23 protein-coding genes are annotated in these 25,664 nt (G+C 62.6%); 14 read left to right on the top strand and 9 right to left on the bottom strand.

Annotated features, from left to right (window positions below):
* The first annotated feature begins 304 nt into the window (after positions 1 to 304).
* The 6 genes from AB4X18_RS14600 to mdoH all read left to right on the top strand — a co-directional run bounded on the left by AB4X18_RS14600 (position 305) and on the right by mdoH (position 9,316).
* A complete protein-coding gene (locus AB4X18_RS14600) occupies positions 305 to 1,933 on the top strand; it encodes a thiamine pyrophosphate-binding protein (protein ID WP_432816747.1) in 1,629 nt (542 codons plus the stop codon).
* Positions 1,920 to 3,125 carry a CaiB/BaiF CoA transferase family protein gene (locus AB4X18_RS14595; RefSeq protein ID WP_370400781.1) on the top strand — a complete coding sequence of 402 codons (1,206 nt, stop codon included), beginning with the start codon at positions 1,920 to 1,922 and terminating at the stop codon, positions 3,123 to 3,125. Before AB4X18_RS14600 ends, AB4X18_RS14595 begins: the two co-directional genes overlap by 14 nt.
* Positions 3,126 to 3,298: 173 nt before the next feature.
* Positions 3,299 to 4,648: a tetratricopeptide repeat protein gene (locus AB4X18_RS14590; protein WP_370400780.1), complete on the top strand. Its 1,350-nt coding sequence runs from the start codon at positions 3,299 to 3,301 to the stop codon at positions 4,646 to 4,648.
* A 17-nt stretch (positions 4,649 to 4,665) separates the two neighbouring features.
* Positions 4,666 to 5,919 (top strand): OpgC family protein, encoded by a 1,254-nt coding sequence (locus AB4X18_RS14585; RefSeq protein WP_370400779.1) that lies wholly within the window; start codon positions 4,666 to 4,668, stop codon positions 5,917 to 5,919.
* Positions 5,916 to 7,445 (top strand): glucan biosynthesis protein, encoded by a 1,530-nt coding sequence (locus AB4X18_RS14580; RefSeq protein WP_370400778.1) that lies wholly within the window; start codon positions 5,916 to 5,918, stop codon positions 7,443 to 7,445. Before AB4X18_RS14585 ends, AB4X18_RS14580 begins: the two co-directional genes overlap by 4 nt.
* Positions 7,442 to 9,316 (top strand): glucans biosynthesis glucosyltransferase MdoH, encoded by a 1,875-nt coding sequence (gene mdoH, locus AB4X18_RS14575; protein WP_432816746.1) that lies wholly within the window; start codon positions 7,442 to 7,444, stop codon positions 9,314 to 9,316. Before AB4X18_RS14580 ends, mdoH begins: the two co-directional genes overlap by 4 nt.
* A 105-nt stretch (positions 9,317 to 9,421) precedes the next feature.
* On the opposite strand, the gene AB4X18_RS14570 is transcribed toward mdoH, so the two are convergent.
* The 4 genes from AB4X18_RS14570 to AB4X18_RS14555 form a co-directional block, all read right to left on the bottom strand.
* Positions 9,422 to 9,913: a rhodanese-like domain-containing protein gene (locus tag AB4X18_RS14570; protein WP_370400776.1), complete on the bottom strand. Its 492-nt coding sequence runs from the start codon at positions 9,911 to 9,913 to the stop codon at positions 9,422 to 9,424.
* A 17-nt stretch (positions 9,914 to 9,930) separates the two neighbouring features.
* A complete protein-coding gene (locus AB4X18_RS14565; protein ID WP_370400775.1) occupies positions 9,931 to 10,455 on the bottom strand; it encodes a YHS domain-containing (seleno)protein in 525 nt (174 codons plus the stop codon).
* 128 nt (positions 10,456 to 10,583) lie between these two features.
* The gene (locus AB4X18_RS14560; protein ID WP_370400774.1) at positions 10,584 to 11,357 is read right to left on the bottom strand and encodes an SseB family protein; all 774 of its coding nucleotides are present in this window, start codon (positions 11,355 to 11,357) and stop codon (positions 10,584 to 10,586) included.
* Positions 11,341 to 11,940, bottom strand: a complete 600-nt coding sequence (locus tag AB4X18_RS14555; protein ID WP_370400773.1) for a uracil-DNA glycosylase family protein — start codon at positions 11,938 to 11,940, stop codon at positions 11,341 to 11,343. Before AB4X18_RS14555 ends, AB4X18_RS14560 begins: the two co-directional genes overlap by 17 nt.
* A 161-nt stretch (positions 11,941 to 12,101) precedes the next feature.
* On the opposite strand from AB4X18_RS14555, the gene AB4X18_RS14550 reads away from it, so the two are divergent.
* From AB4X18_RS14550 to AB4X18_RS14525, 6 genes are all read left to right on the top strand, one after another.
* Positions 12,102 to 12,440 (top strand): ArsR/SmtB family transcription factor, encoded by a 339-nt coding sequence (locus AB4X18_RS14550; RefSeq protein WP_370400772.1) that lies wholly within the window; start codon positions 12,102 to 12,104, stop codon positions 12,438 to 12,440.
* Positions 12,433 to 13,458 (top strand): permease, encoded by a 1,026-nt coding sequence (locus tag AB4X18_RS14545; RefSeq protein ID WP_432816745.1) that lies wholly within the window; start codon positions 12,433 to 12,435, stop codon positions 13,456 to 13,458. The genes AB4X18_RS14550 and AB4X18_RS14545 overlap by 8 nt, the downstream gene beginning before the upstream one ends.
* Before the next feature lie 192 nt (positions 13,459 to 13,650).
* On the top strand, positions 13,651 to 14,310 hold the full coding sequence (locus AB4X18_RS14540; protein WP_370400770.1) for an ABC transporter ATP-binding protein: 660 nt from the start codon (positions 13,651 to 13,653) through the stop codon (positions 14,308 to 14,310).
* Positions 14,288 to 16,075 (top strand): capsule biosynthesis protein, encoded by a 1,788-nt coding sequence (locus AB4X18_RS14535; protein WP_370400769.1) that lies wholly within the window; start codon positions 14,288 to 14,290, stop codon positions 16,073 to 16,075. Before AB4X18_RS14540 ends, AB4X18_RS14535 begins: the two co-directional genes overlap by 23 nt.
* Complete coding sequence (gene kdsA / locus AB4X18_RS14530; RefSeq protein WP_370400768.1) at positions 16,072 to 16,920, top strand: 3-deoxy-8-phosphooctulonate synthase; 849 nt, start codon at positions 16,072 to 16,074, stop codon at positions 16,918 to 16,920. Before AB4X18_RS14535 ends, kdsA begins: the two co-directional genes overlap by 4 nt.
* 26 nt (positions 16,921 to 16,946) lie before the next feature.
* Entirely contained in the window at positions 16,947 to 18,443 is a 1,497-nt protein-coding gene (locus tag AB4X18_RS14525; protein ID WP_370400767.1) for a phosphomannomutase/phosphoglucomutase, read from the top strand.
* 170 nt (positions 18,444 to 18,613) lie between these two features.
* On the opposite strand, the gene AB4X18_RS14520 is transcribed toward AB4X18_RS14525, so the two are convergent.
* From AB4X18_RS14520 to rpsA, 4 genes are all read right to left on the bottom strand, one after another.
* Positions 18,614 to 19,261: a phosphoribosylanthranilate isomerase gene (locus tag AB4X18_RS14520; protein ID WP_370400766.1), complete on the bottom strand. Its 648-nt coding sequence runs from the start codon at positions 19,259 to 19,261 to the stop codon at positions 18,614 to 18,616.
* 8 nt (positions 19,262 to 19,269) lie between these two features.
* Positions 19,270 to 19,620: a lipopolysaccharide assembly protein LapA domain-containing protein gene (locus AB4X18_RS14515; protein ID WP_370400765.1), complete on the bottom strand. Its 351-nt coding sequence runs from the start codon at positions 19,618 to 19,620 to the stop codon at positions 19,270 to 19,272.
* Positions 19,620 to 19,904 (bottom strand): integration host factor subunit beta, encoded by a 285-nt coding sequence (gene ihfB / locus AB4X18_RS14510; RefSeq protein ID WP_299874066.1) that lies wholly within the window; start codon positions 19,902 to 19,904, stop codon positions 19,620 to 19,622. The genes AB4X18_RS14515 and ihfB overlap by 1 nt, the downstream gene beginning before the upstream one ends.
* A gap of 310 nt (positions 19,905 to 20,214) precedes the next feature.
* Entirely contained in the window at positions 20,215 to 21,891 is a 1,677-nt protein-coding gene (gene rpsA, locus AB4X18_RS14505; RefSeq protein ID WP_370400764.1) for a 30S ribosomal protein S1, read from the bottom strand.
* A 457-nt stretch (positions 21,892 to 22,348) separates the two neighbouring features.
* On the opposite strand from rpsA, the gene AB4X18_RS14500 reads away from it, so the two are divergent.
* Positions 22,349 to 22,912 (top strand): hypothetical protein, encoded by a 564-nt coding sequence (locus tag AB4X18_RS14500; RefSeq protein WP_432816744.1) that lies wholly within the window; start codon positions 22,349 to 22,351, stop codon positions 22,910 to 22,912.
* Between the two features lie 23 nt (positions 22,913 to 22,935).
* On the opposite strand, the gene AB4X18_RS14495 is transcribed toward AB4X18_RS14500, so the two are convergent.
* Complete coding sequence (locus tag AB4X18_RS14495) at positions 22,936 to 23,958, bottom strand: helix-turn-helix domain-containing protein (RefSeq protein WP_370400762.1); 1,023 nt, start codon at positions 23,956 to 23,958, stop codon at positions 22,936 to 22,938.
* 325 nt (positions 23,959 to 24,283) lie between these two features.
* On the opposite strand from AB4X18_RS14495, the gene AB4X18_RS14490 reads away from it, so the two are divergent.
* Positions 24,284 to 25,645: a sulfotransferase family protein gene (locus AB4X18_RS14490; protein ID WP_370400761.1), complete on the top strand. Its 1,362-nt coding sequence runs from the start codon at positions 24,284 to 24,286 to the stop codon at positions 25,643 to 25,645.
* Positions 25,646 to 25,664: the final 19 nt, after the last annotated feature.

Below are 25,664 nucleotides of genomic sequence, written 5' to 3'. Positions count from 1 at the left end.
ACCTTCGTCCGCTTGATCGCTGTCTGCACAATACAATGACGGAAGGTACAAGACTAGGCCTCAAATCATTCAGGCTTGAATTCCTCTCACCAAAGCGGTCATCCGGGCATATCGCAGCATCAGTCAAATCGGGCTCCAAACCAACCTTAATCAGCGATCACTGCCCCCTCCCAAACACCCCACAACCCTTCCGCAAAAGCTCCCCCCAACGCACCCTGCAACATTTCCAACATAGAGGTGAATTGCACCTGACGCCGCTGCATGGTTCATGGGACCAGCACATCTGACCCCAAAGGCCCGTCCCATGCCCGACACGCCCCCTGCCACCATCCGCGCCGCTGATGCCCTTGCGCGCCGCCTTTACGCTGCCGGATGCCGCACCGCCTTCGGCATGCCGGGGGGCGAAGTCCTCACGTTGATCGACGCACTTGAGGCTGCGGGTATCCGCTTTGTCCTCGCCAAGCACGAAAACGCGGCGGGCTTCATGGCGGAGGGAGTGCATCACCGGGATGGCGCGCCGGGGATCCTTGTGGGGACAATTGGGCCGGGGACGCTGAACGGGGTCAACACCGTGGCCAACGCGCTTCAGGACCAGGTGCCGCTGATCGTGCTGTCCGGCTGCATGGATGCGGATGAAGTGCAAAGCTACACCCATCAGGTTGTCGATCAGCAGGCGGTCTTCCGGCCCATCACGAAAGCCACCTTCGCGCTGAACGCCGGGGCGGCACATGTGATTGCAGACAAGGCCGTTGCCATCGCCACCGAAGGCCGCATGGGGCCTGTCCACATCGACTTGCCGATCACGGTGGCAAATACGCAGATCGCAGCAGCGGCACCCGCATCCCGCATCGCCGCCTCGGTCATAGCGCCTGCGGGCGCGGACCTTGACGCGGCTCGCGGTTGGCTGGCCGCCGCGCGCAAGCCGGTGATCATCGCCGGGGTCGACGCCCTGAACGAAAGCGCCGGTTCCGCGTTGACGGATTTTGCCGAACGCCACCAGATCCCCGTGATCACCACCTACAAGGCCAAGGGGCTGATCCCCGAAGACCATGCGCTGGCGCTGGGTGGGGCCGGCCTGTCGCCGCTGGCAGACACCCATCTGGTACCTTTTGTGCAGGATGCCGACCTGATCCTCTGTGTCGGTTATGACCCCATTGAAATGCGACCGGGCTGGCGCAATGTGTGGGACCCGACCAAACAGAACGTCATCGACATCAGCGCGGTGCCGAACCTGCATTACATGCATCAGGCAACGCTGAACTTCGTCGCTTCCTGCGCTGCCACGCTGGACGCTCTGAGCACCAATCAACCGCCGCAGGACACCTGGGAGAACGGCGAAATCTACCGGGTGAAATCCGCACTGGCCAAGGCCTTCCCGCCTGACGAGGACTGGGGCCCTGCCGCCATCATCGACACCTGCCGCGATGTGCTGCCCCGCAACACGCTGGCCTCCGCCGACAGTGGCGCGCACCGCATCCTGCTCAGCCAGATGTGGGAATGCTATGCCCCGCGCGACCTGATGCAATCTTCTGCATTGTGCACCATGGGTTGCGCGGTTCCCATGGCCATCGGGGCGAAACTGGCCTCCCCTGACCGGCCCGTCGTTTCCTTTTCGGGCGATGCGGGTTTCCTGATGGTCGCGGGCGAACTGGCCACTGCCATCGAACTGAACGTTGCGCCGATCTTCGTCGTGTTTGTCGATGCCTCCCTTGCCCTGATCGAAAAGAAACAACGCGAAAGGCAACTGACCAACGTCGGTGTCGACTTTGCCCAGCACAATTTCGCCGCGATGGGCGTCGCTTTCGGCGGCGCGGGTGTGACCGTCCGCGACCGCGCGGGGCTCAAACACGCGCTTGAGGAGGCGATGGCCGCCGATACCTTCACCGTGATCGCCGCTGTTATCGACAGGGAGGCCTATGATGGCCGCATCTAAGGGCGCTCTGGACGGGCTCTTTGTCCTTGATCTGAGCCGGATCCTTGCGGGGCCGACCTGTACGCAGCTGCTGGGTGACCTCGGGGCCACGGTGATCAAGGTCGAAAACCCACGCACCGGGGGCGATGATACACGCGGCTGGGGGCCACATTACGCAACGGATGCGGATGGCCGAAAAACCGATCTTTCCGCCTATTTCATGGCGGCCAACCGCAACAAACACTCTATCGCGGTGGACATCGCCACGCCCGAAGGCCAGGCCACGCTGCGCCACCTTGCCGCCCGCGCCGATGTGGTGATCGAGAATTTCAAACCCGACGGACTGGTCAAATACGGGCTGGATCATGCCAGTCTGCTCAAGGCCCATCCCGGCCTTGTCTATTGCTCCATCTCCGGCTTTGGCCAGACCGGCCCGAACCGCAGCCAGCCGGGCTATGACCTGATGGCGCAAGGGTTTGGCGGGATCATGTCGATCACCGGCGATCCGGCAGGCGCGCCCACCAAGGTCGGTGTCGGCATCGCGGATGTGATGTGCGGGATGTATGCCACCATCGGTATACTGGCCGCACTGCGCCACCGCGACGCGACCGGTGAAGGACAACACATCGACCTGGCGCTGGTGGATGCTTCGATGGCGTGGCTGGTGAACGAAGGGGTGAATACGTTGATCTCCGGTCAGGACCCGGTGCGGCGCGGCAATGCGCACCCCAATATCGTGCCATATGACGCCTTCGCCACCGCTGATGGTCATATCCTGCTTGCCGTGGGCAATGACGCACAATTCGCCCGCTTCTGCGATGCGCTGGGGCTGGATGACGTCGCCGCCGATCCCCGTTTCACCACCAATCTGGACCGGATCGAGAACCGTGATGCGTTGATGCCGCTGATCTCCCCCGCGATGGCGGCTTTGCCGAAGGAGGATTTGCTGGCGAAGCTTCAGGCGGTCAACGTCCCCTGCGGGCCAATCCACAGGATCCATGAGGCGCTTTCCTCCGCGCAGGCGCAGGCGCGCGGCGCGGTGGTCGAACTTGCACAACCAGCCCCCGATGCCCCCCTCCTGCGTCTGCTTGGCAATCCGCTGAAATTCTCCGCCACGCCCGTGCGCTATGACCGTGCGCCGCCGCGCTTTGGGCAGGATACCGATGACGTGCTTGAAACATGGGGACCCAAATCCGACGCGGCAGACGGATAAATTCAGGCCAAACCCCTCGAATTGCGCGGGAAACCGCCTTTCTCCGTCACAATCGCTCACGAAAGCAGCGAAGCGCTTCACGTTGACGTCAGAGCAGGCCGGACCCCGTTCGTATGGACGCCTGTTGCGACTATCTTCCGGTCAGACACCGCGTTTATCCGAAAGGCCGATCCATGAACTCAGACGTTTGCGCAGCACCCGTCAGCCTTGCTTCCGCTGACAGTCTTGCCCACTGGAACAAGATGATCCGCGCCTATCTGGCCCATGGTCCCAGCACGCCGCAACATCTGGGCGCAGTGCTGGACGCTGAACCCGATTTCGCGATGGGACATGCGGCGCGCGGATTGTTTTCGCTCATGATGGGCAGGGCGGAGATGTGGCAGGTGGCTGAAGACGCGCGCACCGCAGCCCACACGGCGCGCGGCCGCGGTCCGGTTTCTGCCCGCGAACAAGGCTGGATCGACGCGCTGGATCAATGGCTTGCCGACAGCCCTACAGGTGCCATCGCGGCTCTGGAAACGGTACTGGAAAAACACCCCTCCGACACGCTTTCCGCCAAGGCCAGCCAAGCGATCCGGTTTATCCTCGGCGACGCCCCCGGCATGCGCCGGTCTGTGGAACGCGTGCTGCACACCCACGGCCCCGATCACCCCCTGCGCGGATACCTGATGGGCTGTCACGCCTTCGCGCTTGAGGAAACGGGCGACTACGCCGCCGCCGAACGCGCCGGGCTCGAAGGGTTGATCCACGCCCCCGATGACGCATGGGGCCTGCACGCCGTCGCCCATGTGCACGACATGCGCGCCGAACCAGACGCGGGCATCGCCCTGATCGAAGGGAATACTGACGCCTGGCAAGGCTCCAACAACTTCCGCTATCACGTCTGGTGGCACAAGGCGCTGCTGCATCTCGACCGCGGGGAACGTGACGTCGCCCTAGCCCTTTATGACAGCCAGATCCGCGCGGAGAAGACCGATGATTACCGCGACATCGCCAATGCCACGTCGCTGCTGATGCGGTTGGAACTGGAAGGGGTGAACGTCCGCGACCGCTGGGACGAACTGGGCGCACTGGCCGAAAACCGCATCGACGATGGCTGCGTTGTCTTTGCCGATCTGCACTACCAGCTGGCGCTTTCGGGCGCGGCCAAGGGCGATGCGGCGCGCGCCATGTCGGACCGTTTCGCCCGCGACGCGCGCCAGACCGGCGATATGGCCGAACGGGTCTCCGATCCGGGTTTGAGCGCGCTTGCAGGCCTCAACGCCTTCGCCGAAGGCCGTTATGGCGACGCCTTCGTGCAACTGTCAGACGCGCGCCCGCGCATGCCCACCATCGGCGGCAGCCACGCGCAGCGCGACGTGTTTGAGCGGATGACCATTGACGCAGGCCTGCGCGCAGGTCATTTCGACGCCACGGAACAAATCCTGATGGACCGCCTGAAGCTGCGCGCAGGTCATGAGGACCGCTTTGCCGCCACACGGTTCGCGCACCTGTCCCGCGCGCGGGCAATCCCCGCCCAATAAGGCCTGAAAGACCAGAAATGACACTCGCCGACCCCGCTCAGGTTCCTTCCCGCCCCGTGACGGCACTTGGTGCTCAGTCAAGCGCGCGGGTGCGCGACCTGCGGCTGGATTTCTTCCGCGGGCTGGCGATGTTCATCATCCTGATCGCCCATACGCCGGGAAACTTCCTGACCTCGTGGATCCCCGCGCGCTGGGGCTTTTCTGACGCGACGGAGATTTTCGTCTTCTGCTCCGGCATGGCAAGCGCCATCGCCTTTGGCGGCGCGTTCCAGCGTGCAGGCTGGCCGCTGGGGACCGCGCGGGTGCTCTTCCGCGTCTGGCAGGTCTACTGGGCGCATGTGGGCCTGTTCTTTGCCACGCTGGCGCTGACGGTCTACCTGACGGAACTGGACATCACGGGCCGCAATTACTGGGGTCAGCTGAACCTGTGGATGATGTTTGTGGAGTCGGACAAGTGGGACAACTCCAACATCCTCCTAAGCTTCATGACCCTGCGCTATGTGCCGAATTACTTCGACATCCTGCCGATGTACATGATCGTGCTTCTGCTGATGCCGATCATCATGCTGCTGGCCCGCGTGAACCTGTGGCTGGTCGCGACCTTCGTGAGCTTGGTGTGGATCATGGGCCAGACCGCACTGCTGCAGGCTGTGGGCCTTGGCGCCTACCATTTCGAATTCCCGGCAGAGCCCTGGACCGATCGGACGTGGTTCTTCAACCCCTTCGGCTGGCAGCTGATCTTCTTCACCGGCTTCGCCTTCATGCGCGGCTGGTTGCCGAAGCCGCCCGTTACCCCGCTGCTGATCGGCATCGCGACGTTCATCGTGCTGGCCAACATCCCGCTGTCGAACATCGGCGTGCGCGAACTTGGCTTTGACTGGGCGCGCGACTGGCGCATCGCCTACAAACCACTGATCGACAAATCAGACTTCGGGATCCTGCGCTATGTGCATTTCCTGGCACTTGCCTACCTCGCCTGGGTCCTGGCGGGCGACAAGGGCGCGCGCCTCATGGCCACGGGCACGGGCCTGCTTGCCCGCCTCTGGACCCGCATCCTCGCCATCATCCTCAAGGTCGGTCAGCAAAGCCTTGCGGTGTTTGTGGTCAGCATGTTCACCGCCCGCCTCATGGGTTTCGGCATGGATGTGATGGGCCGCGATACGCTGACCACATTGGCCGTCAATGCCGCAGGGTTTGCCGTATTGATCGCCGTGGCCTACGGCGCGGGCTGGTTCAAATCCCATCCATGGCGCGCGAAGGCAACACCATGATCCGTCGCGATGTCCTGAAATCCCTCGTGGCACTTGCCGCGGTGCCAACCGCCGCTCTGGCCGAAGAACCGGGCCTGCGGCTTGGCGACAAGGCGACGCCCTTCGATGCCGAAACCGTCCGCACGCGTGCGCGCGGCATGGCCGCCGAACCCTACGCCCCGCGCCCGCAAATCCCCGAAAGCTGGCGCAACCTGACCTACGACCAGTATCGCAAGATCTGGTTCGACAGCCGCAACGCGCTTTGGGAAGGCACCGATCGCCCGCAGCGTGTCGATGTCTTCCCGCCGGGCCTCTATTTCCCGCAAGCGGTGGAGGTGAACGTGGTCGAAGGCAACGCCGCCCGCCCGCTCCGCTTTGACATGAGCGTGTTCGACACCACCGACAAGTTTCCGAACGTGGAGATTGACGACACCCTCGGCTACTCGGGCCTGCGCCTGCGCGCGGAACTTGAAAAACCCGGCATCTTTCAGGAATACGCCGTCTTTCAAGGCGCGAGCTACTTCCGCGGCATCGGCTCGGGAGAGATTTACGGACTGTCCGCCCGTGGCCTCGCCCTGAAGACCGGCGACCCTTCGGGAGAAGAATTCCCCGACTTCACCGCTTTCTGGCTGGAGGCCCCCGCCCCCGGCAGTGCCACCCAAATCCTGCATGCGCTCCTCGACAGCCCGTCCTGCACCGGTGCGTTCCGGTTCGAGATCACTCATGGCAGCGTGTTGCGCATGGCCGTGGAGGCGGAGGTTTTCGCGCGTGAGGACATCACCCACCTCGGCATCGCGCCGCTGACGTCAATGTTCCTGTTCGACGACACCATGCGCCAACGCTTCTCCGACTTCCGCCCGGCGGTGCATGACAGTGACGGCCTGCTGATCCACAATGGCGCAGGCGAGGTGATCTGGCGTCCGCTGTCGAACCCCACCACCCTACAAATCAGCGCCTTTTCGGACAACAATCCACGCGGCTTTGGCCTGTGCCAACGCAAACGCGACTTCTCCGATTTCAACGACCTCGAAGCGCTCTATCACAACCGCCCCGCCGTCTGGATCACACCCGGTGAAGGCTGGGGCGCAGGGTCGGTCACGCTGGTGGAAATCCCCGCCGATCTGGAAATTTACGACAACATCGTATGCTACTGGCGGCCCTCCCAACGGCTCAAGGCGGGCGAGGCACACAGGCTGACCTACACGCTGGACTGGGGCGCAGACCCGGTCGCCCCCTCCGCAAACGTGCCTGTCAAAGTGCTCAATACCGCGATGGGCGGCCGTCCCGAAGGCGGACAGATCATTGCCATCGACTTTGCAGACAGCCCGGACGTCCCCGATGACCTGTCAGAGGTCGAAATCATCCTGCGCAGCAACGCAGGAGAGGTCACCCCCGGCATCGTGCAACGCAATCCTGAAACCAACGGCCCCCGTCTGGCGTTTACCTTCCAACCGGGTGAAGCGGCACTGGCCGAGTTTCGCGCCCAACTGCGCCTGAATGGCGAACCCTTAAGCGAAGTGTGGCTCTACCGGTGGACCAAAGCGTGACACACCTGCCTGCCTACATGCCGCCAGCGGCACCGCTGGAGATGCAGACGCAGAACCTCGCCGTCTGCCCGCGCACCGCGCGGATGGACAAGGGCGCAGGCCGAAGCGCCTGGCGTTGGGCGGTGTTCCTGCCCGCGCTCATGATCACCGCTTGGCTGGTCTGGGGCCTTTACGGCTGGTTGATGAACGCGGGCATGACCGGCCTTGAATGGGCGCTGCTGACAATGATCGGCGCGACATTTGTCTGGGTCACGCTGTCGGTCTGCACCGTCGGCGTCGCCATCGCTGGCCTGACCGCACGGCAACAGGCCGACGACCGCGCCCCGCGCGATGTGGCCCCGATGAACGTGGCCCTGCTGGTCCCCATCTACAACGAGGTCCCCGCTGATGTTTTCGGCAATGCCACCGCCATGCTGCACGATCTGGCCCGCCGCCCCGTGCCGCACCGATATACCCTGTTCATCCTGTCCGACACCCGGGATGAGGCGATTGCCGTACAGGAATGGCAGGCCTTCGAACGTCTGCGCGCCGAGGCTCCCAAGGGGATCGACGTCCACTATCGACGCCGCGCGATGAACACCGACAAGAAGGTTGGCAATATCGTCGACTGGATCACCGGATGGGGTGCGGCGCACGACGCGATGCTGGTGCTGGACGCCGATAGCGTGATGTCCGGTCGCGCCATCGAACGGCTGGCGTCCGAGCTTTCCGCCGACCCCGATGCAGGCCTGATCCAGACCTTTCCAGTCTTGATCGGGGCCGACACGATCTTCGCCCGGCTGCAACAATTCTCCAACATCGCCTACGGCTGGCTGCTGGCCGAAGGCTTGGCACTGTGGGCGCGCACCGAAGGCAACTACTGGGGCCACAACGCTATCATCCGCACGCGCGCCTTCGCCACCAGCGCCGGCCTGCCGCGTCTGAAGCGCCTCAAGGGCGAGGGCGACCTGATCCTCAGCCACGACTTCGTGGAGGCCGGATTGCTCCGCCGCGCGGGCTGGCGCGTGCGTTTCCTGCCGCGTGTCACCGGCAGCTATGAAGAAACGCCTGGCACGCTGATCGACTACGCTTTGCGCGACCGCCGCTGGTGCCGGGGCAACCTGCAACACCTGCGCCTGCTGGGCACGGCCGGGTTGCACCCGGTCTCCCGCTTCCACCTGCTGCACGGCGCGGTGGCCTACCTGCTCTCGCCCGCGTGGTTTGTGCTGCTGGTGATCTGGGCGCTGCTTGGCATCGATTCCGAGACAAACGTCATCCGGTATTTCAACGAATCCAATCCCTTCTTCCCCGACTGGCCCCCCGCCATGAGCCATATCGACAGCGCCGTGTTCCTGGTGATCATGTACGCCATGCTGTTGACCCCCAAGATCGCCGCCGCCGCCCTGATTGCCGCCCGCCCCCGTGCGGCGCGGGCATTCGGCGGCTACGCGACGTTCTTCACGGCATTCGTGGTCGAGGTTGCCCTGTCCATCGCCTATGCCCCGGTGCTGATGATCCAGCAAACCAAGGCAGTGCTGCGCGCGACCTTCACCCGGTCCGAGCCCTGGACACCACAGCAGCGCAGCGCGCGGGGGTATCCCCTGATCACCCTGCTGAGGTTCCACTGGGTGGAAACACTGTTCGGGCTGCTCTTGTTGGCGGGCCTGATGGCGGGCCTCGTCTCCCTTTGGCTGCTGCCGATCATGGCCAGCCTCGTCTTGGCCGTGCCCCTGTCCGCCCTCTCCAGCGTGGCCGTCACCGACCGCCTCCCCGAAGGCCTGCGCATGGCCAGCCCGCATACCCTGCGCGAACCCGCGATTGTCGCGCAGGCCCGCAAGGCGCGGATGCAGATCAAGTCGCAGCTTGATGCGCAGGAAGTCGCGGCGGAATAAACCTCGCACCGCAGGATGCGCATTCACTGCGCACCAAACCCAGCCCGGCACAAACAAAAAGGTGCGCGTGAATGCGCACCCTTCGAAACTTACTACTCAAAAGGCCTACCGCACCACGGGCAACTCCCGCTTTACCCATCCCGGTCCCGCACCGGATCCCAGCATCCCCTCCGGCACATCGATGATCTGCGTGAACCCCGCATCCTGCAACCGCGCCGTCAGCCGCGCCGACCGCACCCCGCGCGCGCAGATCAACGCCACCGGTTTGTCCCGATCCCCGCCTGTCTGCGCCAAAAGCGCCTCGATGAAATCATCCCGCCGCATGTCGATGCCCACGCCGCCCTCCGGGACGCCTGTGCGCGCCCATTCATCGGGCCGCCGGATATCGACCAGCGTGATCTCTCCCGCCACTGCTGCGACATGGGCATCCGGTGCGCTCAGGTCCCCCGCCGACACCTGTGCCGATACGTTGAACCACCGCGCGGAGCCTACGGCCCCCACGCCCAGCACCGCCGCCAGACCGCCCAGCACAAAACCCCGCCGCGCGATGCGCGACGAGGCTTTACGTCCATCCGACCGAGGGAGATCAGAGGACATCTGTTACGCTCCGACCATCAGTTGACCGGCGCGGGGCTGGAGTATTTCGGGATCGCGCGATCCGATCCCGGTGCGGCCTCGATCCCCGGCCAGTTGCCTTCGGCAAGGTTGATGTTGCCCGGAATATCCTCTTCCCAGAACCCCACCACGTTCTTGGTGATGTTCAGGTACAGCCTGTCATCCACGATCCGCCACAGCGTCGGATTGCCCGGCACCTTGCCGCCCTTGGACACACCATAGGCGCAGTGGCCGTCATACTGCGGCGCGTATTTCGCCGGGTCCGCATCAAACTTTGCCTTGTTCTCGGCAGAGGAGAACGCAAACATCGCGTCGTTGTATTCGGAGGTGAAAGCCTTGCTGCCCGGCACCGGCGCGGGCTGGCTCTGACCCACAGGGTTCTGTGGCAGATCGAAATAGGCCACCACGTCAAAACCGGACGCGGCAAAGCCTGTACCGTCAACGTATTGATCGCCCGCAAAGGCAGCGCTGGCCATGCTGATCGCGGTTGCGGCAGCGGCGATGGTAAGGGTGAAACGGTTCATCGGGGTATTCTCCTGTAGGGCCTGATCGGCGGGTGATGAAAAGAAGCTAGTCGGCGCACTGCGACATTTCACCCCACGGCTGCGTGACCTCCCCTTTATGTGAGAAAACCTGCGGGCTTGCGTGACATTTATTTCAGAATGGGCGGTTTCGAAGGGTCCGACCCTGGCGCCATGCGCGGCGTATGTTGCAGGCCCTCCCCCTGTGGCAGGTCAAACCGCAGCCCCACGCGGGCGAGTTTTTCCACCACCGGGTCATTCGGCGCAAAGAAACCGACGTCCATCGCCCCCGCTTCGACCCCTGAGAACGTCAGCGCCTCCGACGCCGCCCGCACCAACGCATCCTGCGCCCGCGCCTGCGCGCCCACAAAGGCCAGCAGATGCCCCCGCCCGCCGGTGTCATAGACGACCTCGACCAGAAAGGCCCCCGCTGCCATGCCCGTGGCGGTGGCCAGCTTGGCATCAATCGCGGCGATCACCACCTCCGGCAGGCCACCGGGGGGCCGCACGCGGTCAACCTTGGCCTGAACTTCTCCGGCCCCATGGGCGAGCGTTTCGCGCAGCCAGTCCATGGCCGTGGCGGGCAGCAGGATTTCGGAGGGAGCCACGCCGATATTGATGGCAAGGCCCAGCGGCTGCCCCTCCAGCATCCCCGCAATCGACCGACCCGACAGCGCGACAAACGGTGCCTCCGTTCCCTTGTGCTCGGCCAGCCGCTCCGCCCGGTCGAAGACCATGACATAATCATCGGCATAAAGAACCGGGCTGATCTGATCGCCCTGCGCCTCTTCCTCCAACAGCAGATACAACTCCACGTCCGCGACCCGTTCATAGAACCGCAGCCGCGCGGCATCATCTTCCGGCGCGGCCATCATGGCGGCATGGGCCTCATCCAGCGGGGTCATCGTTCAACGCCTCCTTCACGCGGGCTCGCAGCCTTGGCAGCACCTCGGCCTCGAACCACGGGTTCTTCTTCAGCCACCCGGTATTGCGCCAGGATGGATGAGGCAAGGCAAAGACGCCGGGCGCATGGTCGCGCCAGCCTGCCACCGCGTCCGTGACGCGGGTGAACCCCGGCAGATGATACCGCATCGCATACCCGCCGATCAGCACCGTCAGGCGAACGTCCGGCACCATCGCAAGCGCCTGCGCCCGCCAGGTGCGCGCGCAGACAGGCGGCGGCGGCAGATCGCTGCCCTTCGCGTCATAGCCCGGAAAGCAGAAGCCCATCGGGATGATGGCCACCTTGCTGCGGTCATAGAACGTCGCCTGCTCCAGCCCCAGCCAATCGCGCAGCCGCTTGCCCGAGGCATCCCAGAACGGCGTATTGGCTTCATGCACCCGCAACCCCGGCGCCTGACTGGCGATCAGCACCCGCGCGCCGGGTGCGAACCAGACCACCGGATTGGGCCGGTGTGCCGTCGCGGTGGCCGCAAACCGCTCTGCACAGATCGTACAGGCTTTCAGATCATCCCGAATATCCAACATGACCACACAGATACGCCGCCCGACCAGCGCGCCAACCCCCGCCCCTCTTTTTGGCCAAAAATACCGAAGTACGGCGTGTGCAAAACAGATCGTCAGCAGTTATTTCGACAAATATCGAAATGAACTTGCCATAAGACAAACATTTCGATATTTCTAGAAACATGAAAATCGAATCCCAAACCCCGACCCTCACCCTCGCCGCGGCCAGTTTCGCAGCGCTCGGGTCCGAACAACGCCTCAGCGTGCTGCGCTGTCTGGTGCGCGCAGGCCCCGACGGGCTCAGCATCGGTGATCTGGGCGACCGCACGGGTGTGACGGGATCCACATTGACCCACCACCTCAAGATCCTCAGTACCGCCGGGTTGATCCAGCAACAGCGCGCGGGCCGCAGCATCATCTGCGCCGCCGTCGCCTATGCGGAGGTCGAGGCGCTGGCGAACTTCCTGCTGACGGAATGCTGCGCGGATGCAGACCCGAACACGGAGCATGATCATGGCTGAGACCACGCAGGTGCAGTCCCAATCCCGCAACTGGACCCCCGGTGCCTGGGGTTTCACTGCCGCACTTCTGGTCCTGATTGCGCTGCTTGATTGGCCGCAGTTCGGACCCACGCTTCTTTTCACAGCCAAGGCGCTGGCAGGCACCGCGCCCTTCATCGCCTTCGCCGTGCTCGCGGTCGCCTATCTCAAGGCCAGCGGCGCGGAGACGCTGCTGGCGCGCGCTTTCGAAGGGGCACCTGCGCGCATGATCGTCATGGCGGCCCTGCTGGGCGGCCTGTCTCCGTTCTGCTCGTGCGAGGTGATCCCCTTCATCGCCGCGCTGCTGGCCGTGGGCGCGCCCCTGGGGGCGGTCATGGCGTTCTGGCTGGCCTCGCCGCTGATGGACCCGGCGATGTTCGCCATCACCTCCGGCACGCTTGGGTTCGACTTTGCACTGGCCAAGACCCTGTCCGCCGTCAGCATCGGCATGATGGGCGGATTTGCCGTGATGGCCCTGTCGCGCAGCGCGCTTTTTGCAGATCCCTTGCGTGAGCAACCCGCTGTAGGGGGCTGTTGTGGCGTGAAAAAACCCTTCTCCGGCAAACCCGTCTGGGCCTTCTGGGGCGACGCCCCGCGCCGGGCCGTCTTTAGTGAAGCGGCGCTCACCAATGCACTGTTCCTGATCAAGTGGCTGACCCTGGCCTATGTCGTCGAAGCCATCATGCTGACCTATGTCCCTGCCGAAATGATCGCGGGCGTGCTGGGCGGCGAAGGGCTGACGCCGATCCTGCTGGGCGCACTGGTGGGCGCACCGGCCTACCTGAACGGCTATGCCGCCGTGCCGCTCGTCGATGCATTGCTGGCGCAGGGCATGACGCAGGGGGCCGCGATGTCCTTCGTCATCGCGGGCGGGGTCAGCTGTATCCCTGCGGCCATTGCGGTCTGGGCGCTGGTCAAACCGCGCGTCTTCGCGGCCTATTTGGGCTTCGCCCTCGTCGGGGCCGTCGCGGCGGGAGTAATCTGGCAAGCCGTCGCCTGACCCGCCGCACCTGACATCGCTTCCCTGCAAGGTATCCGCCACCTGGCGCGCGCCACCAGCGCGCCCTTTGGGCGTTGTACATTCCAACGGATTTAAGCCATAATGTAGCCAAAGTCCGTGGGTAAAACCTTAATAAAGCCCTTGTAAAAAGGGTGTTGGGCCATGGGGTTCAAAGCAGCTACCGGAGCAGGCATGCTGGAATTTGAAAATGTATCAAAGTCCTTCTGGACGGGGTCACAGCACAAGGTGATCCTGGATCAGGTGTCGTTCCGTGTCGAACTTGGGCAATCCCTGGGCATCCTGGCCCCCAACGGAACCGGCAAGACAACGCTGGTGAATATGATGGCTGGCCTTGAAAAACCCGATGACGGCGAAATACGGCGCGGCTGCAAGATATCCTTCCCGCTGGGCTTCATGGGCGGCGTCGTGACGCGCCTGTCGGCGATGGACAACGCCCGCTATATCGCGCGGCTCTACGGACTTGATCCCGACTACGTGGAAAGCTTTTGCCGCTGGCTTTGCGGGTTGGGCGAATATTTCGACCAGCCCCTCGGCACCTATTCCTCCGGCATGCGCGCGCGCTTTTCCTTTGCGCTGCTGCTGGCGCTGGATTTCGACATTTACCTGATCGACGAAGGGATGCCTTCGTCAACGGATGCGGAATTCAACCGCAAGGCGGGCGATCTGTTGCAGGAGCGCCTGCGCACGACCACGATCATCATCGTCTCGCACCAGCCCGCCACGCTGGAAAAATTTGCCCGCTCCGCTGGTGTTCTGGTCGGCGGACAGCTCCATATCTTCGACACCTTGGAAGAAGCGAAACAGCTCTATGACTATGAAACCCAAGGCTAGAAAGTTCCGCATCAAGCGGGGCACGCCCATCATGTCCTCCCCAGCCGCCAACGGCGGGGCAGCCGCCGCGCGCGCGCCTGATCCCGACCCGATCCCGCAAGACAGCAATCCCGCCGCCGCATCCGAAAACCCCACAACCCGCCGACCGCGCCCGGCCCCCGTCCCCGACAGCCCCCCGGCCCGTGAGACACGCGCGCCCGCACCATCCCCCGCCCCCGCAGAAGCCGAAAGCGAAGCCGAAAGGCCCCCGCAACCCGACCACCCCGCCCGGGACGGAGAAGTCTCCAGCCCCGCGCAGGTGAGCGGCGAACAGGACCTTGACGCCATACGCCGGGAGGGGCTGACCGGGCGGCAATTGCGCATGGCCCGCCGCGTGGCTCAGAAAAACGGCCTTGCGCCGACCTCGGACTTCGACGCCGTGCGCCTTTTGCGCGCCAAGGGCATCGACCCGTTCCAGCGCGCCAACATGCTTGAACTCGTGGTGCCGCAGAACGATGCCGCTGCGACCCAGCCCGGCGCGGATGGCAACGCGGCCGTTCCGGCAAACCGCGTGCAGCTGCCCCAGACCATGCCGCTCGGCTCCCCCGGTCTGCCTTCGACCGAAGTGAGCCCTGCCGAACGCCGCCAGCGCGAGATTTCCGATATTCAGCGCGACATCTCCCGCCGCCGCCGCAAGAAACTGGGTCTGCTGCTGATCCGGCTTGCGTTCTTCGTCTTCATCCCCACCTTTTCCGTGGGGTATTACTTCTACAACGTGGCGACACCGATGTACGCTACCAACAGCCAGTTCCTGATCATTCAAAGCGAGGGCGGCGGCGGCACCAGCCCCTTTGGCAACATCCTGCCCACCCAGTTTGCCAATTCCGCCGACAGCATCGCCACCCAGGCCTATCTGCAATCCAAGGATGCGATGCTGCGCCTGGACACGGACCGTGGTTTCAAAAGCCATTTCTCCGATGACGGTGTCGACGCCATTCAGCGGTTGGACACCGATGCCACCAATGAGGACGCCTACAAAGTCTACAAAAAGAACGTCAAAATCGGCTACGATCCCACCGAAGGCGTGATCCGGATGGAGGTGATCGCCCCCGATCCGCAAACCTCCGAAGACTTCTCCCGCAGCCTGCTTGAATACGCTGAAGAGCGGGTCAACGACCTATCCAAGCAAAAGCGCGAAGATGGCATGCGCGACGCCCGCGAAGGGTTCGAGACCGCGCAGGCCAACCGCCGCGCCGCGCAGGAGGCACTGATCAAGCTACAGGTCGAAAACGGCGTCGACCCCGAAGCCGAAATTGCCGCGATCAGGGGACAGATCAGCACCTACGAAGGACTGCTGATCGAAAAGGAACTGGAACTGGCCGCCCTTCTGGACAATGCCCGACCCAACCGCGCCAAGGTGGACGGCACGCAGGGCGATGTCCGCCGCCTGAATGCCCAGCTTGACCGCTTGCGCGACAAGATGACCAGCGCGACAGCGGGCGACAATTCACTCGCGCAGCAGGCGGTGACCATGCAACTGGCACAAGCGGACCTCGCCGCTGCCGACATGTTGTTGCAAAGCGCGCAGACCGCGATGGAACAGGCCCGCACCGAAGCAGGCCGCCAGGTGCGATATCTGACAGTCGCCGTCGAACCCGTCGCGCCGCAAGAAGCCACCTATCCACGCGCATTTGAAAACACGATCTTGGCATTTCTCGTTTTTGCAGGCATCTACCTCATGCTGTCCCTGACAGCGTCGATCTTGCGAGAACAGGTAACGTCATGACCCCGAAACCCCCGGCGCATGTCCCCGTTGGTGACGTCCTGGTCGGCAATCACCGGCCCCTGACGATCATCGCGGGCCCTTGCCAGCTGGAAAGCGCCGACCACGCCCAGATGATCGCCGGCGTGATGAAAGAGGCCTGTGCCGCTGCGGGTGCGCAGTTCATCTTCAAGGCCAGCTATGACAAGGCCAATCGCACGTCTCTGTCGGGCAAACGCGGTCTGGGCATCGACGAAGGGCTGAAGGTCCTGCAATCTGTGGGCCGCGCCAACGGCGTCCCGGTCCTGACAGACGTGCACACCGAAAGCCAATGCGCCATCGCGGCGGATGCGGTCGACGTGCTGCAGATCCCCGCCTTCCTGTGTCGGCAGACCGACATGCTGCTGGCTGCCGGCAATACCGGCGCTGTGGTGAACGTGAAAAAAGGCCAGTGGCTCGCTCCGTGGGAGATGGGCAATATCGTGGAAAAGATCGAAAGCACCGGCAACCGCAAGATCCTGCTGACCGAACGCGGCACCGCCTTCGGCTACAACACGCTGGTGGCGGACATGCGGTCCCTGCCCCAGATGGCGCAAACCGGCTACCCGGTGGTGATGGATGCAACGCATTCCGTCGCTCAACCCGGCGGCCTCGGCGGATCCTCCGGCGGGCAGCGGGAATTCGCACCCGTCATGGCCCGTGCTGCCACGGCCATCGGTGTCGGCGCGCTTTTCATGGAAACCCACGAAGATCCTGACAACGCCCCCAGCGACGGCCCCAACATGATCTACCTCGACCAGATGCCGGGCCTGATCAAGACCCTGATGCAGTTCGACGCGCTGGCCAAGGAACATCCGCTGACGTTCTGAACACTTCGAATAAAGAGTATTCCCCCGTGACCAAACCCGCACCCACCGTGACCCAGAACACTTGGGAATTCCTGCGCGACGCGATGATCACGCCCACCGGCTTTCGCGAATACGACGCCCGCTGGAAATACCCCGATGACATCAACCTGCCGGGGATCACCGCACTTGGCCTCGGCCTTGGCACGCAAATGCACCGCCGCGGGATTGAACCGGTGATCGCGGTCGGCAACGACTACCGCGACTATTCGCTGTCGATCAAGAACGCCCTGATGCTGGGCCTGATGCAGGCAGGCATCCACGTGCGTGACATCGGCCCCGCCCTTTCCCCCATGGCCTATTTCGCCCAATTCCACCTCGACGCACCCGCCGTCGCCATGGTCACCGCCAGCCACAACCCCAACGGCTGGACCGGCGTGAAGATGGGATTTGAACGCCCCCTTACCCACGGGCCGGATGAGATGGGCGAACTCCGCGACATCGTCCTGAACGGAGAAGGCCAGCCCCGCGATGGCGGCAAGTACGAATTCGTCCAAGGCGTGCGCGAAGCCTACCTCGACGATCTGGTCGGCGACTTCAAAATGACCCGCAAGCTCAAGGTCGTCTGCGCCACCGGCAACGGCACCGCGTCGGCCTTCGCGCCTGAACTTTTCAAACGCATCGGCGTCGAAGTGGTCCCCAGCCACAATGAACTCGACTACACATTTCCCCACTACAACCCAAACCCCGAAGCGATGGAAATGCTCCATGACATGAGCGCCTCCGTCAAAGCCTCCGGCGCGGACTTCGCCCTGGGCTTCGACGGCGACGGCGACCGCTGCGGCGTGGTGGATGATGAAGGTGAGGAAATCTTCGCGGACAAGGTCGGCGTGATCATGGCCCGCGACTTCGCCAAATTGCACCCCAATTCGACCTTCGTGGCAGACGTCAAATCCACCGGCCTTTTTGCCTCGGACCCCGAACTCCAAAAATACGGCGCCAAAGCCGACTACTGGAAAACCGGCCACAGCCACATGAAACGCCGGGTCAAGGAAATCGGCGCGCTGGCGGGCTTTGAGAAATCAGGCCACTACTTCCTCGCCGAACCCGTGGGTCGCGGCTACGATTGCGGCCTGCGCGTGGCGGTGGAAATCTGCAAACTCATGGACCGCAACCCCGACAAGTCCATGTCCGACCTGCGCCGCGCCCTGCCGCAGACCTACTCCTCCCCCACCATGTCCCCCTATTGCGCCGACACCGAAAAATACGACACGCTCGGCCGCCTCATCGCGAAACTCGTCGCCAAACAGCAGGCTGGCGACACCATCGGTGGCCGCGCCATCAAGGAAGTCGTCACCGTCAACGGCGCCCGCGTGATCCTCGATAACGGCGGCTGGGGCCTCGTCCGCGCCTCATCGAACACCCCCAACCTCGTCGTGGTCTGCGAAAGCCCGGCCTCGGACGCCGAACTCCGCGCCATTTTCGCCGACATCGACGCCGTCATCCGCACCGAACCAAACGTCGGCGACTACGACCAGACGCTCTGAAGGCACCGCCTCCCCGCATCTTTTCTCCAAAAATATCCTGGAGGTCCGGAGGCAAAGCCTCCGAAAGGGTGCAACCTACCCGCACACCCGAACGGCCAATCAGGCGTGCGGACTTCAAGGACAAGAATGGGGCCGCAGGCCCCCCGGTCGGATTGCGCAGCAATTCGAAACTACCCCGCGTGCGCCGCCTTGCAAAACGCCGCAATCAACCCCGCATCCTTCACCCCCGGCGCGCTTTCAACGGCCGAGGACAAGTCCACCTGCCGCGCCCCGGTCACACGAATGGCCTCCGCCACCGTATTCGCGTTCAACCCACCGGCCAGCATCCACGGCACCGACCACCGCCGCCCCGCGATCAGCGACCACTCAAACGCCAACCCATTCCCGCCGGGCAAATCCGCGCCTTTGGGTGGCTTGGTATCCACGAGCAGCTGATCCGCCACGGCGGCGTAGGCGTCCAACGCCGCCAGATCTTCCGGCCCGCCAATGGCCACCGCCTTCATCACCGGCAAGCCGTGGCGTGCCTTGATCTCCGTCACCCGCTCCGGCGTTTCAGATCCATGCAGCTGAATCATATCCATAGGCACCGCTGCCACCAGCGCATCGAGCGTCTCATCCGTGGGATTAACCACCAATGCCACCTTGCAAATTCCCGCAGGTGTCTGCGCAGCAAGCGCCGCCGCCTCTGCAGGTGTCACGTAGCGCGGCGATTTCTCGAAGAAATTCAACCCGATATAGCGGCCACCCGCCTCCGCGACCGCCGCAATATCCTCAACACGGGTGACCCCGCAGATTTTCACACTGATGTCGGAAGGCATAGACCCGCTCAGCCAGCCTTGTCCAAAAGCGCCAGAACCTCGTCCTGACCTTCGTGCTTTTCGCTTTTCAACCGCGCCACTTCCCGCTCCAGCCGCCGCATCTCCCGGGCCTGCTTGGCGGCTTCCGCACGCTGGCCATGCTCCCGGATCCATTCCCACACAAAACCGACCAGCAGCCCCGCCACGATGGAGCCGAGGATCACCAGGAACAGCGGCAGGTTCACCTGCGGGTTCACCGCGAAAAAGCCGGAGATTTCATCCGGCAGCACCTTCAGCGGCACAATCGCCCGGTTGGCCAGCGCGATGGACACAAGCGCAATGGCAAACACCGCGATACAGGCATAACGGACGTAGCGCATCAGGCCCGTCCATTCAGTCGGTCGCGCAGCAGTTTTCCGGTCTTGAAGAACGGCACGTGTTTTTCTTCCACCTGCACGGTCTCCCCGGTGCGGGGGTTGCGGCCCACGCGCGCGTCACGCTTCTTGACGGAGAACGCGCCAAATCCGCGCAACTCCACTCGGTCGCCCTTGGCCATGGCGCCGGTGATCTCATCGAATATGGTGTTCACGATGCGCTCTACGTCGCGCTGATAGAGGTGCGGGTTGTCGTCGGCAATCTTCTGGATCAGTTCTGACCGGATCATATGCGTACCCCCCCAAGGGCTATTCTTTGTTTTTCTGTTTCCCGACTATAGAAACAAAGCCCGCACCCGTGAAGAGACCGTTTGCACCGACATTCCATTTTCCTGCAGGGAAGACGCTGTTTTCGGGGCCTTTTCCGACCAACCGCTGGAAGGGCAGGCAATGGCGCTGCAATCGGCACCGCCATCCACCCCTGAAAGTTAAAGCGATTCGCAATCTGCCGACGGTGCCGGGCTGTCTGCGATCCGCGCATGAAAAAGGCCCCGCAGTTTCCCTGCGGGGCCTTCGATTTGAAGTCCTGTGCGGTCAGGCTTATTCGTCGTCGCCCTTCAGTGCCGCACCCAGGATATCACCCAAGGATGCACCGGAATCGGAGGAGCCATACTGCTCAACAGCTTCCTTCTCCTCGGCGATTTCACGCGCCTTGATCGACACGCCCAACCGGTGTGCTTTTGCGTCCACGTTGGTGATGCGCACGTCGACCTTGTCCCCCACGGAGAAACGCTCGGGGCGCTGCTCGGCACGGTCACGGGACAAATCGGAACGGCGGATGAAGGATTTCATGCCTTCGTATTCCACCTCGATACCGCCATCCTCGATGGAGGTCACGTTCACCGTCACGATGGAGCCGCGCTTCACGCCGCCCACCGCTTCGGCGAACTTGTCACCGCCAACGCCTTTGATCGACAGGGAAATCCGCTCCTTCTCGACATCCACCTCAGAGACAACGGCCTGAACCATGTCGCCCTTGCGATAGTCTTGAATGGCTTCTTCGCCACGCTGGTCCCATGACAGATCGGACAGGTGCACCATGCCGTCGATGTCGCCGGGCAGGCCCACGAACAGACCGAATTCGGTGATGTTCTTAACTTCGCCTTCGACTTCCGTGCCCTCGGGGTGTGTTTCTGCAAAAACTTCCCATGGGTTGCGCATGGTCTGCTTGAGACCAAGGGAAACGCGGCGCTTTGCACCGTCGATTTCCAGGACCATGACTTCCACTTCCTGGGAGGTGGAGACGATCTTGCCGGGGTGCACGTTCTTCTTGGTCCAGGACATCTCGGAGACGTGGACCAGACCTTCGACACCGGGCTCCAGCTCAACAAAGGCGCCGTAGTCGGTGATGTTGGTCACGCGGCCTGTGTGGGAGGATTCCAACGGATACTTCGCCGCAACCAGATCCCACGGATCTTCCTGCAGCTGCTTCATGCCGAGAGAGATACGATGTGTCTCTTTGTTGATCTTGATGACCTGCACCTTGATCGTCTCGCCAATGGCGAGGATCTCGGACGGGTGGTTCACACGGCGCCATGCCATGTCCGTCACGTGCAGCAGGCCGTCGACACCGCCAAGGTCCACGAACGCACCGTATTCGGTGATGTTCTTGACCACGCCGTCGACCGTCTGGCCTTCGGTCAGGTTGCCGATCACTTCGGCGCGCTGCTCGGCACGGCTCTCTTCGAGGATCGCACGACGCGACACAACGATGTTGCCCCGGCGACGGTCCATCTTCAGAACCTGGAACGGCTGCTTGAGACCCATCAACGGGCCCGCATCGCGCACGGGGCGCACATCCACCTGGGAGCCGGGCAGGAACGCGACAGCGCCGCCAAGGTCCACAGTGAAACCGCCTTTGACGCGACCAAAGATCGCGCCTTCGACACGCTCTTCCGCAGCATAGGCTTTTTCCAGACGATCCCAGGCTTCTTCCCGGCGCGCCATCTCGCGAGAGATGACAGCTTCACCGCGGGAGTTCTCAACCTGGCGGAGGAAAACTTCGACCTCATCGCCCACTTCGATCTTGGGGCTTTCGCCCGGATCGGCAAATTCTTTCAGCTCAACTCGGCCTTCCATCTTGTAGCCGACGTCGATGATGGCCTGACCGGCCTCGATGGCAATGACCTTGCCTTTGACAACAGACCCTTCCTCGGGTGTGTCCATCTCGAAGCTCTCGTTCAGAAGGGCTTCAAATTCGTCCATAGCGTTTGACATGTAAGTATGCGTTTCCTTTTAGCGTTTGTTTCTGGCCGTGCGGTTGTCTCCGCCGGTCTTGGGTGTGAATTGGACCAAGGGTCAGGAACCGTCCGGGATAAAGAAAGAGGGCCGGACAAATCCGACCCTGCTCAGGATATCACGTCCGGTGCGTGTATCCGCCCCTTAGACAGTCGCGCGTATAGGGGAAATGCGCATTGGGTGCAAGGGGTGGATGGCGGTGCGGCATGGTTTGGGCGAGTGGGTGCCGGGGCACTGCACGGGTGATCCGCACAATCACCACCTGCCTCACCCGCCCAGCAATCCGCAACACCGCAATTCTTGCCGGAAGTCTGGTTCTGAAACGCGATCCAGTACGTTCTGAAACAGGTATCCGGGCGCAAGGCTGGGCAATCAACTCCTAATTGGACGTACCGTTGCACGGGCAACGCATTGCATCACATCAAAGGACAGACCAATGCCAATACGCACACCTTTTCCTCTCTCAATGGCGGCTTTGCTGACAACCATCCTGATCGGCAGCACGCTGAACGCAGGGCCAACCTTCAACACCGACGCCATCGCAACCCGCCATAAAGTTCAGACCAGCAGCGGCCTCAGCATTCCGGCGGGCATGTTTGGATATATGCTGGTCCAGCGGCCCCGCAAGGCAACCTTGCTGCGGCTGCGTGGCATCGCAGGTCAAGGAGAGGTGGTTCTGCGCACCGATCAGCCGGGCAAATGCATCAGGATCCCCATCCGCTTTGTTGCCGGAGACTTCGGCGGAGACACCTTTTCCGGGCATCTCGCCGAGCCGATCATATTTTTTATCAAAAGCCGCAAAGTTGCCAGAGCTTTGACAAGGGGCAAGGACGTGATCAGTGACATGTACGATGTCAGCGCGCATAAAGCAGACGGCGCGGACATCGTCCTTCAAACTGGTTTGGCGCCGAGCTTCGGATTTGTCATCAACCCGGGCCGCAACATCCTTGGCGATCTCTTTGGTGTCAGATCACGACCCGTTTCGTGCCTTAGACCCTAGATCGACAGCGCCGGGCGCGAAACCTAGTTTTCAGCGCCTTTTGAGCGAAACTGCGAAGGCGTCTGACCGGTGACCCGCCGAAACTCCGTGTTGAAGCTGGATTTCGAAACAAATCCGGCCTCAAGCATGACTTCGGTGACGGGCAATGCGGTTTCTCTCAGGGCTGATTGCGCATAGGCAATACGGTACCCATTGATAAAGCGGGGAAAATTCTCATCGGTGGTGCGGTTGATCGCGCCGGACAGATCGCGTGCCGGGATTGACAGGCGTCTGGCGACCCGCGCCAGGGTCAGGCTGCTGTCGCGAAATAGTGTTTTCTCGTGCATCATCCTATCAAGCCTTTCCATCAGTGCCCGGTCCGCATCCGTCGCAGCAGCCCGGTTTGCGGTACCGGGTTGCGCGGCCTGCAGGATCAAAGGCACCCCCACCAAAGCAAGCACACAGACAAACCCCACAAACAGCCCAGAGATCCCGGTCAACAGCGCGATGATCTGAGGTTCACGCGCAAACAGGCTGACGCCCAGCACCAGCCCGTCGATGACAATCATCAAACCGATAAAGGCCAGTGTGGCGATGATCGCCGCCCGCCAAAGCCCTATCGTATGCGGCGCAACCGCATGGAAGCCGTCAGGCCCAAGCCGCAACAACCCGGCCATTCGGTACAGGTAGATGCAATTGATGGTCAGGATGAAAACGTCTTCCGACACCGGCAACGGCGCGGCCAGTGCCACAACAGCAAAGAGGACAAGCACACCATTGCGGACAAGAAGGCCCCGCCAACGATCAGAGGTGTCGATGGTCAGAACTGCAAACCCAAGATAGGCCAGAGGCGCGGCAAGAACTGCGACAAAGGGCTGTACACGACCGGGCCAGAGCCAGCCGAATGACACGCGCATCCCCAAAAGGACCGTCACCCCGACGAGGCATAAAAGAAACAGACAAAGCAACACCCGTGCACGGCCGGGTATCCGTGTGTTCCAGGCAAGCCCATAAGCGGCGATGGCCAAAAGGACACTGACCAGCCAAGTGATAGGGATGGCATCCATGATGCAGTCCTAATGCAAATCGGAAAATACCTGAAGCACTGACGATCTGTCATCAGCCGAAGTCGAAAGCTTAGGATGGCGGTGTGTAACCCCTGTGAACCGCGCGCCGTGGGCCCCAACGGTCTAGGCTAGCCTGCCCAAATACGCGCCCATTCCATCGTCAAATACCCCGGCACAATACCAACCGCCTGCTCCCCGCTCATGATTGGTGGCAGCAGCATCAACACCTTTCTGTCCTGCCTGTGAAGGCCATGATCTGAAGAAAGCGGGCTTTCTGTGGTATGGTACTGGCCGGTCGCGGTACCACGCGACAGGGGGCTATGTCATGACCACCTATTATCACGTTGATCCGTCCACGACGCGGGGCGACACGTCAGGCCGATATCCGGGCAACCACGTCCGCTACCCCGGATTTCTTGCGCCTGTCGGGTGGGTCTATGCGGCAAAGAAGGCCTTGACCGGCACAGGCGCATTCAAGTTGCGCGATCCGATGCTGAAGGCGTTCGACAAGCCCCGCCCCCTGCATCCGCGCTGGGGAACGGCACAGGAGCTGAACGCCCTGCGCGATTGCGTCGCGATGTTCGCGGACGGCATCGACAACAACCCGCATATCTCACCCATCGGGCGCTTGCTGCTCAGGACGGTCTTTGTGGCCCACCTGAAGAACCGGTCGTCTTTTATCAAGTTCTTTGAGGCCAACGCAGATTTCATCACCGCCCACGGCAAATACAAGGCACCGCTGATCGTGACCGGCTTTCCCCGCACCGGCACCACGCTCCTGCACCGTTTGATGGCCGAAGACCCGCGCTCGCGTTCTCCTTTCACCTTCGAGATGGAAAAGGTCCTGCCGCCGCTGAAACGGGGCGATGATCCCATGCGCGATCCCCGGATCCGGAAAAGCAATGCCTCCATGTCGGTCCTGACCCGTCTTGCGCCCGGGTTCATCGAGAAATTCAACGAAAGCCATTTGTGGTCCGCGACCGAAAAGGAAGAAAGCCTCGTCTACATGCATTTTCATAACGGCATGACGACAGTGAACAACTTTCAGGCCGGGTTCGAATACATGATGCGAAGTGTTCTGCCCGATGTGGCCCCCGCCCTACTGAAATATGAACGCAACTTCTTTACCATGCTTGACGCCTTTGCCCCCGCGCAATCACACTGGATCAACAAGGCGCCCAGCTATGCCTTCTATTTCGCCCAGCTGTTCGAGGCCTTTGATGACGCCCGGATTGTGCTGACCCACCGCAACCCGGCAAAGAATGCCCCCTCCGTGACCCGCCTGATGGAAAGCGCCAACATCCCCTTCGACGTGGAAGGCAGTTTCGACAAACACGCCTTTGGCCGGATGAGCACGGATTTCTGGGGCGAAACGTGGTCAAGGCCGCTCGCCTACCGCACCGCCCATCCCGAGCGGGAAGGCCAGATCATCGATGCCGTCTATCGAGACATCTTCGCTGACCCGATTGGCACCGTGCGGCGGATCTACGACAAGTTCGACCTTGAAGTCACGCCGGAGTTCGAAGCGCGGATGCAAGCCTATCTGGCGGAAAACCAACAGGGGAAATACGGCCGCCACCGATATTCAAACGCGGAATATGCGATCGACACCGATGCGCTGAAGGCGCGCTACAAGGCGTATTTTGACAGATATCACTTCCAGACGATCCCGGCTGAGGGCGACTGAGCACACAACGCACCCGGCC

This window comes from Sulfitobacter rhodophyticola, from assembly GCF_041281685.2.
Taxonomy (GTDB): domain Bacteria; phylum Pseudomonadota; class Alphaproteobacteria; order Rhodobacterales; family Rhodobacteraceae; genus Sulfitobacter.
Note: the sequence above shows the minus strand (reverse complement) of the source record. Positions and strands in the feature narration are given on the sequence as shown.

What these genes read in the sequence shown, in the direction of transcription:
- AB4X18_RS14490 (WP_370400761.1), top strand. Translation starts at nt 24,284, where the DNA reads ATGACCACCTATTATCACGTTGATCCGTCCACGACGCGGGGCGACACG.
- AB4X18_RS14590 (WP_370400780.1), top strand. Translation starts at nt 3,299, where the DNA reads ATGAACTCAGACGTTTGCGCAGCACCCGTCAGCCTTGCTTCCGCTGAC.
- AB4X18_RS14555 (WP_370400773.1), bottom strand. Translation starts at nt 11,940, where the DNA reads ATGTTGGATATTCGGGATGATCTGAAAGCCTGTACGATCTGTGCAGAG.
- kdsA (WP_370400768.1), top strand. Translation starts at nt 16,072, where the DNA reads ATGACCCCGAAACCCCCGGCGCATGTCCCCGTTGGTGACGTCCTGGTC.
- AB4X18_RS14515 (WP_370400765.1), bottom strand. Translation starts at nt 19,620, where the DNA reads ATGCGCTACGTCCGTTATGCCTGTATCGCGGTGTTTGCCATTGCGCTT.
- AB4X18_RS14520 (WP_370400766.1), bottom strand. Translation starts at nt 19,261, where the DNA reads ATGCCTTCCGACATCAGTGTGAAAATCTGCGGGGTCACCCGTGTTGAG.
- AB4X18_RS14560 (WP_370400774.1), bottom strand. Translation starts at nt 11,357, where the DNA reads ATGACCCCGCTGGATGAGGCCCATGCCGCCATGATGGCCGCGCCGGAA.
- AB4X18_RS14570 (WP_370400776.1), bottom strand. Translation starts at nt 9,913, where the DNA reads ATGTCCTCTGATCTCCCTCGGTCGGATGGACGTAAAGCCTCGTCGCGC.
- AB4X18_RS14580 (WP_370400778.1), top strand. Translation starts at nt 5,916, where the DNA reads ATGATCCGTCGCGATGTCCTGAAATCCCTCGTGGCACTTGCCGCGGTG.
- AB4X18_RS14495 (WP_370400762.1), bottom strand. Translation starts at nt 23,958, where the DNA reads ATGGATGCCATCCCTATCACTTGGCTGGTCAGTGTCCTTTTGGCCATC.
- AB4X18_RS14500 (WP_432816744.1), top strand. Translation starts at nt 22,349, where the DNA reads ATGCCAATACGCACACCTTTTCCTCTCTCAATGGCGGCTTTGCTGACA.
- AB4X18_RS14535 (WP_370400769.1), top strand. Translation starts at nt 14,288, where the DNA reads ATGACTATGAAACCCAAGGCTAGAAAGTTCCGCATCAAGCGGGGCACG.
- AB4X18_RS14600 (WP_432816747.1), top strand. Translation starts at nt 305, where the DNA reads ATGCCCGACACGCCCCCTGCCACCATCCGCGCCGCTGATGCCCTTGCG.
- AB4X18_RS14595 (WP_370400781.1), top strand. Translation starts at nt 1,920, where the DNA reads ATGGCCGCATCTAAGGGCGCTCTGGACGGGCTCTTTGTCCTTGATCTG.
- AB4X18_RS14550 (WP_370400772.1), top strand. Translation starts at nt 12,102, where the DNA reads ATGAAAATCGAATCCCAAACCCCGACCCTCACCCTCGCCGCGGCCAGT.
- AB4X18_RS14545 (WP_432816745.1), top strand. Translation starts at nt 12,433, where the DNA reads ATGGCTGAGACCACGCAGGTGCAGTCCCAATCCCGCAACTGGACCCCC.
- AB4X18_RS14565 (WP_370400775.1), bottom strand. Translation starts at nt 10,455, where the DNA reads ATGAACCGTTTCACCCTTACCATCGCCGCTGCCGCAACCGCGATCAGC.
- rpsA (WP_370400764.1), bottom strand. Translation starts at nt 21,891, where the DNA reads ATGTCAAACGCTATGGACGAATTTGAAGCCCTTCTGAACGAGAGCTTC.
- AB4X18_RS14585 (WP_370400779.1), top strand. Translation starts at nt 4,666, where the DNA reads ATGACACTCGCCGACCCCGCTCAGGTTCCTTCCCGCCCCGTGACGGCA.
- ihfB (WP_299874066.1), bottom strand. Translation starts at nt 19,904, where the DNA reads ATGATCCGGTCAGAACTGATCCAGAAGATTGCCGACGACAACCCGCAC.
- AB4X18_RS14540 (WP_370400770.1), top strand. Translation starts at nt 13,651, where the DNA reads ATGCTGGAATTTGAAAATGTATCAAAGTCCTTCTGGACGGGGTCACAG.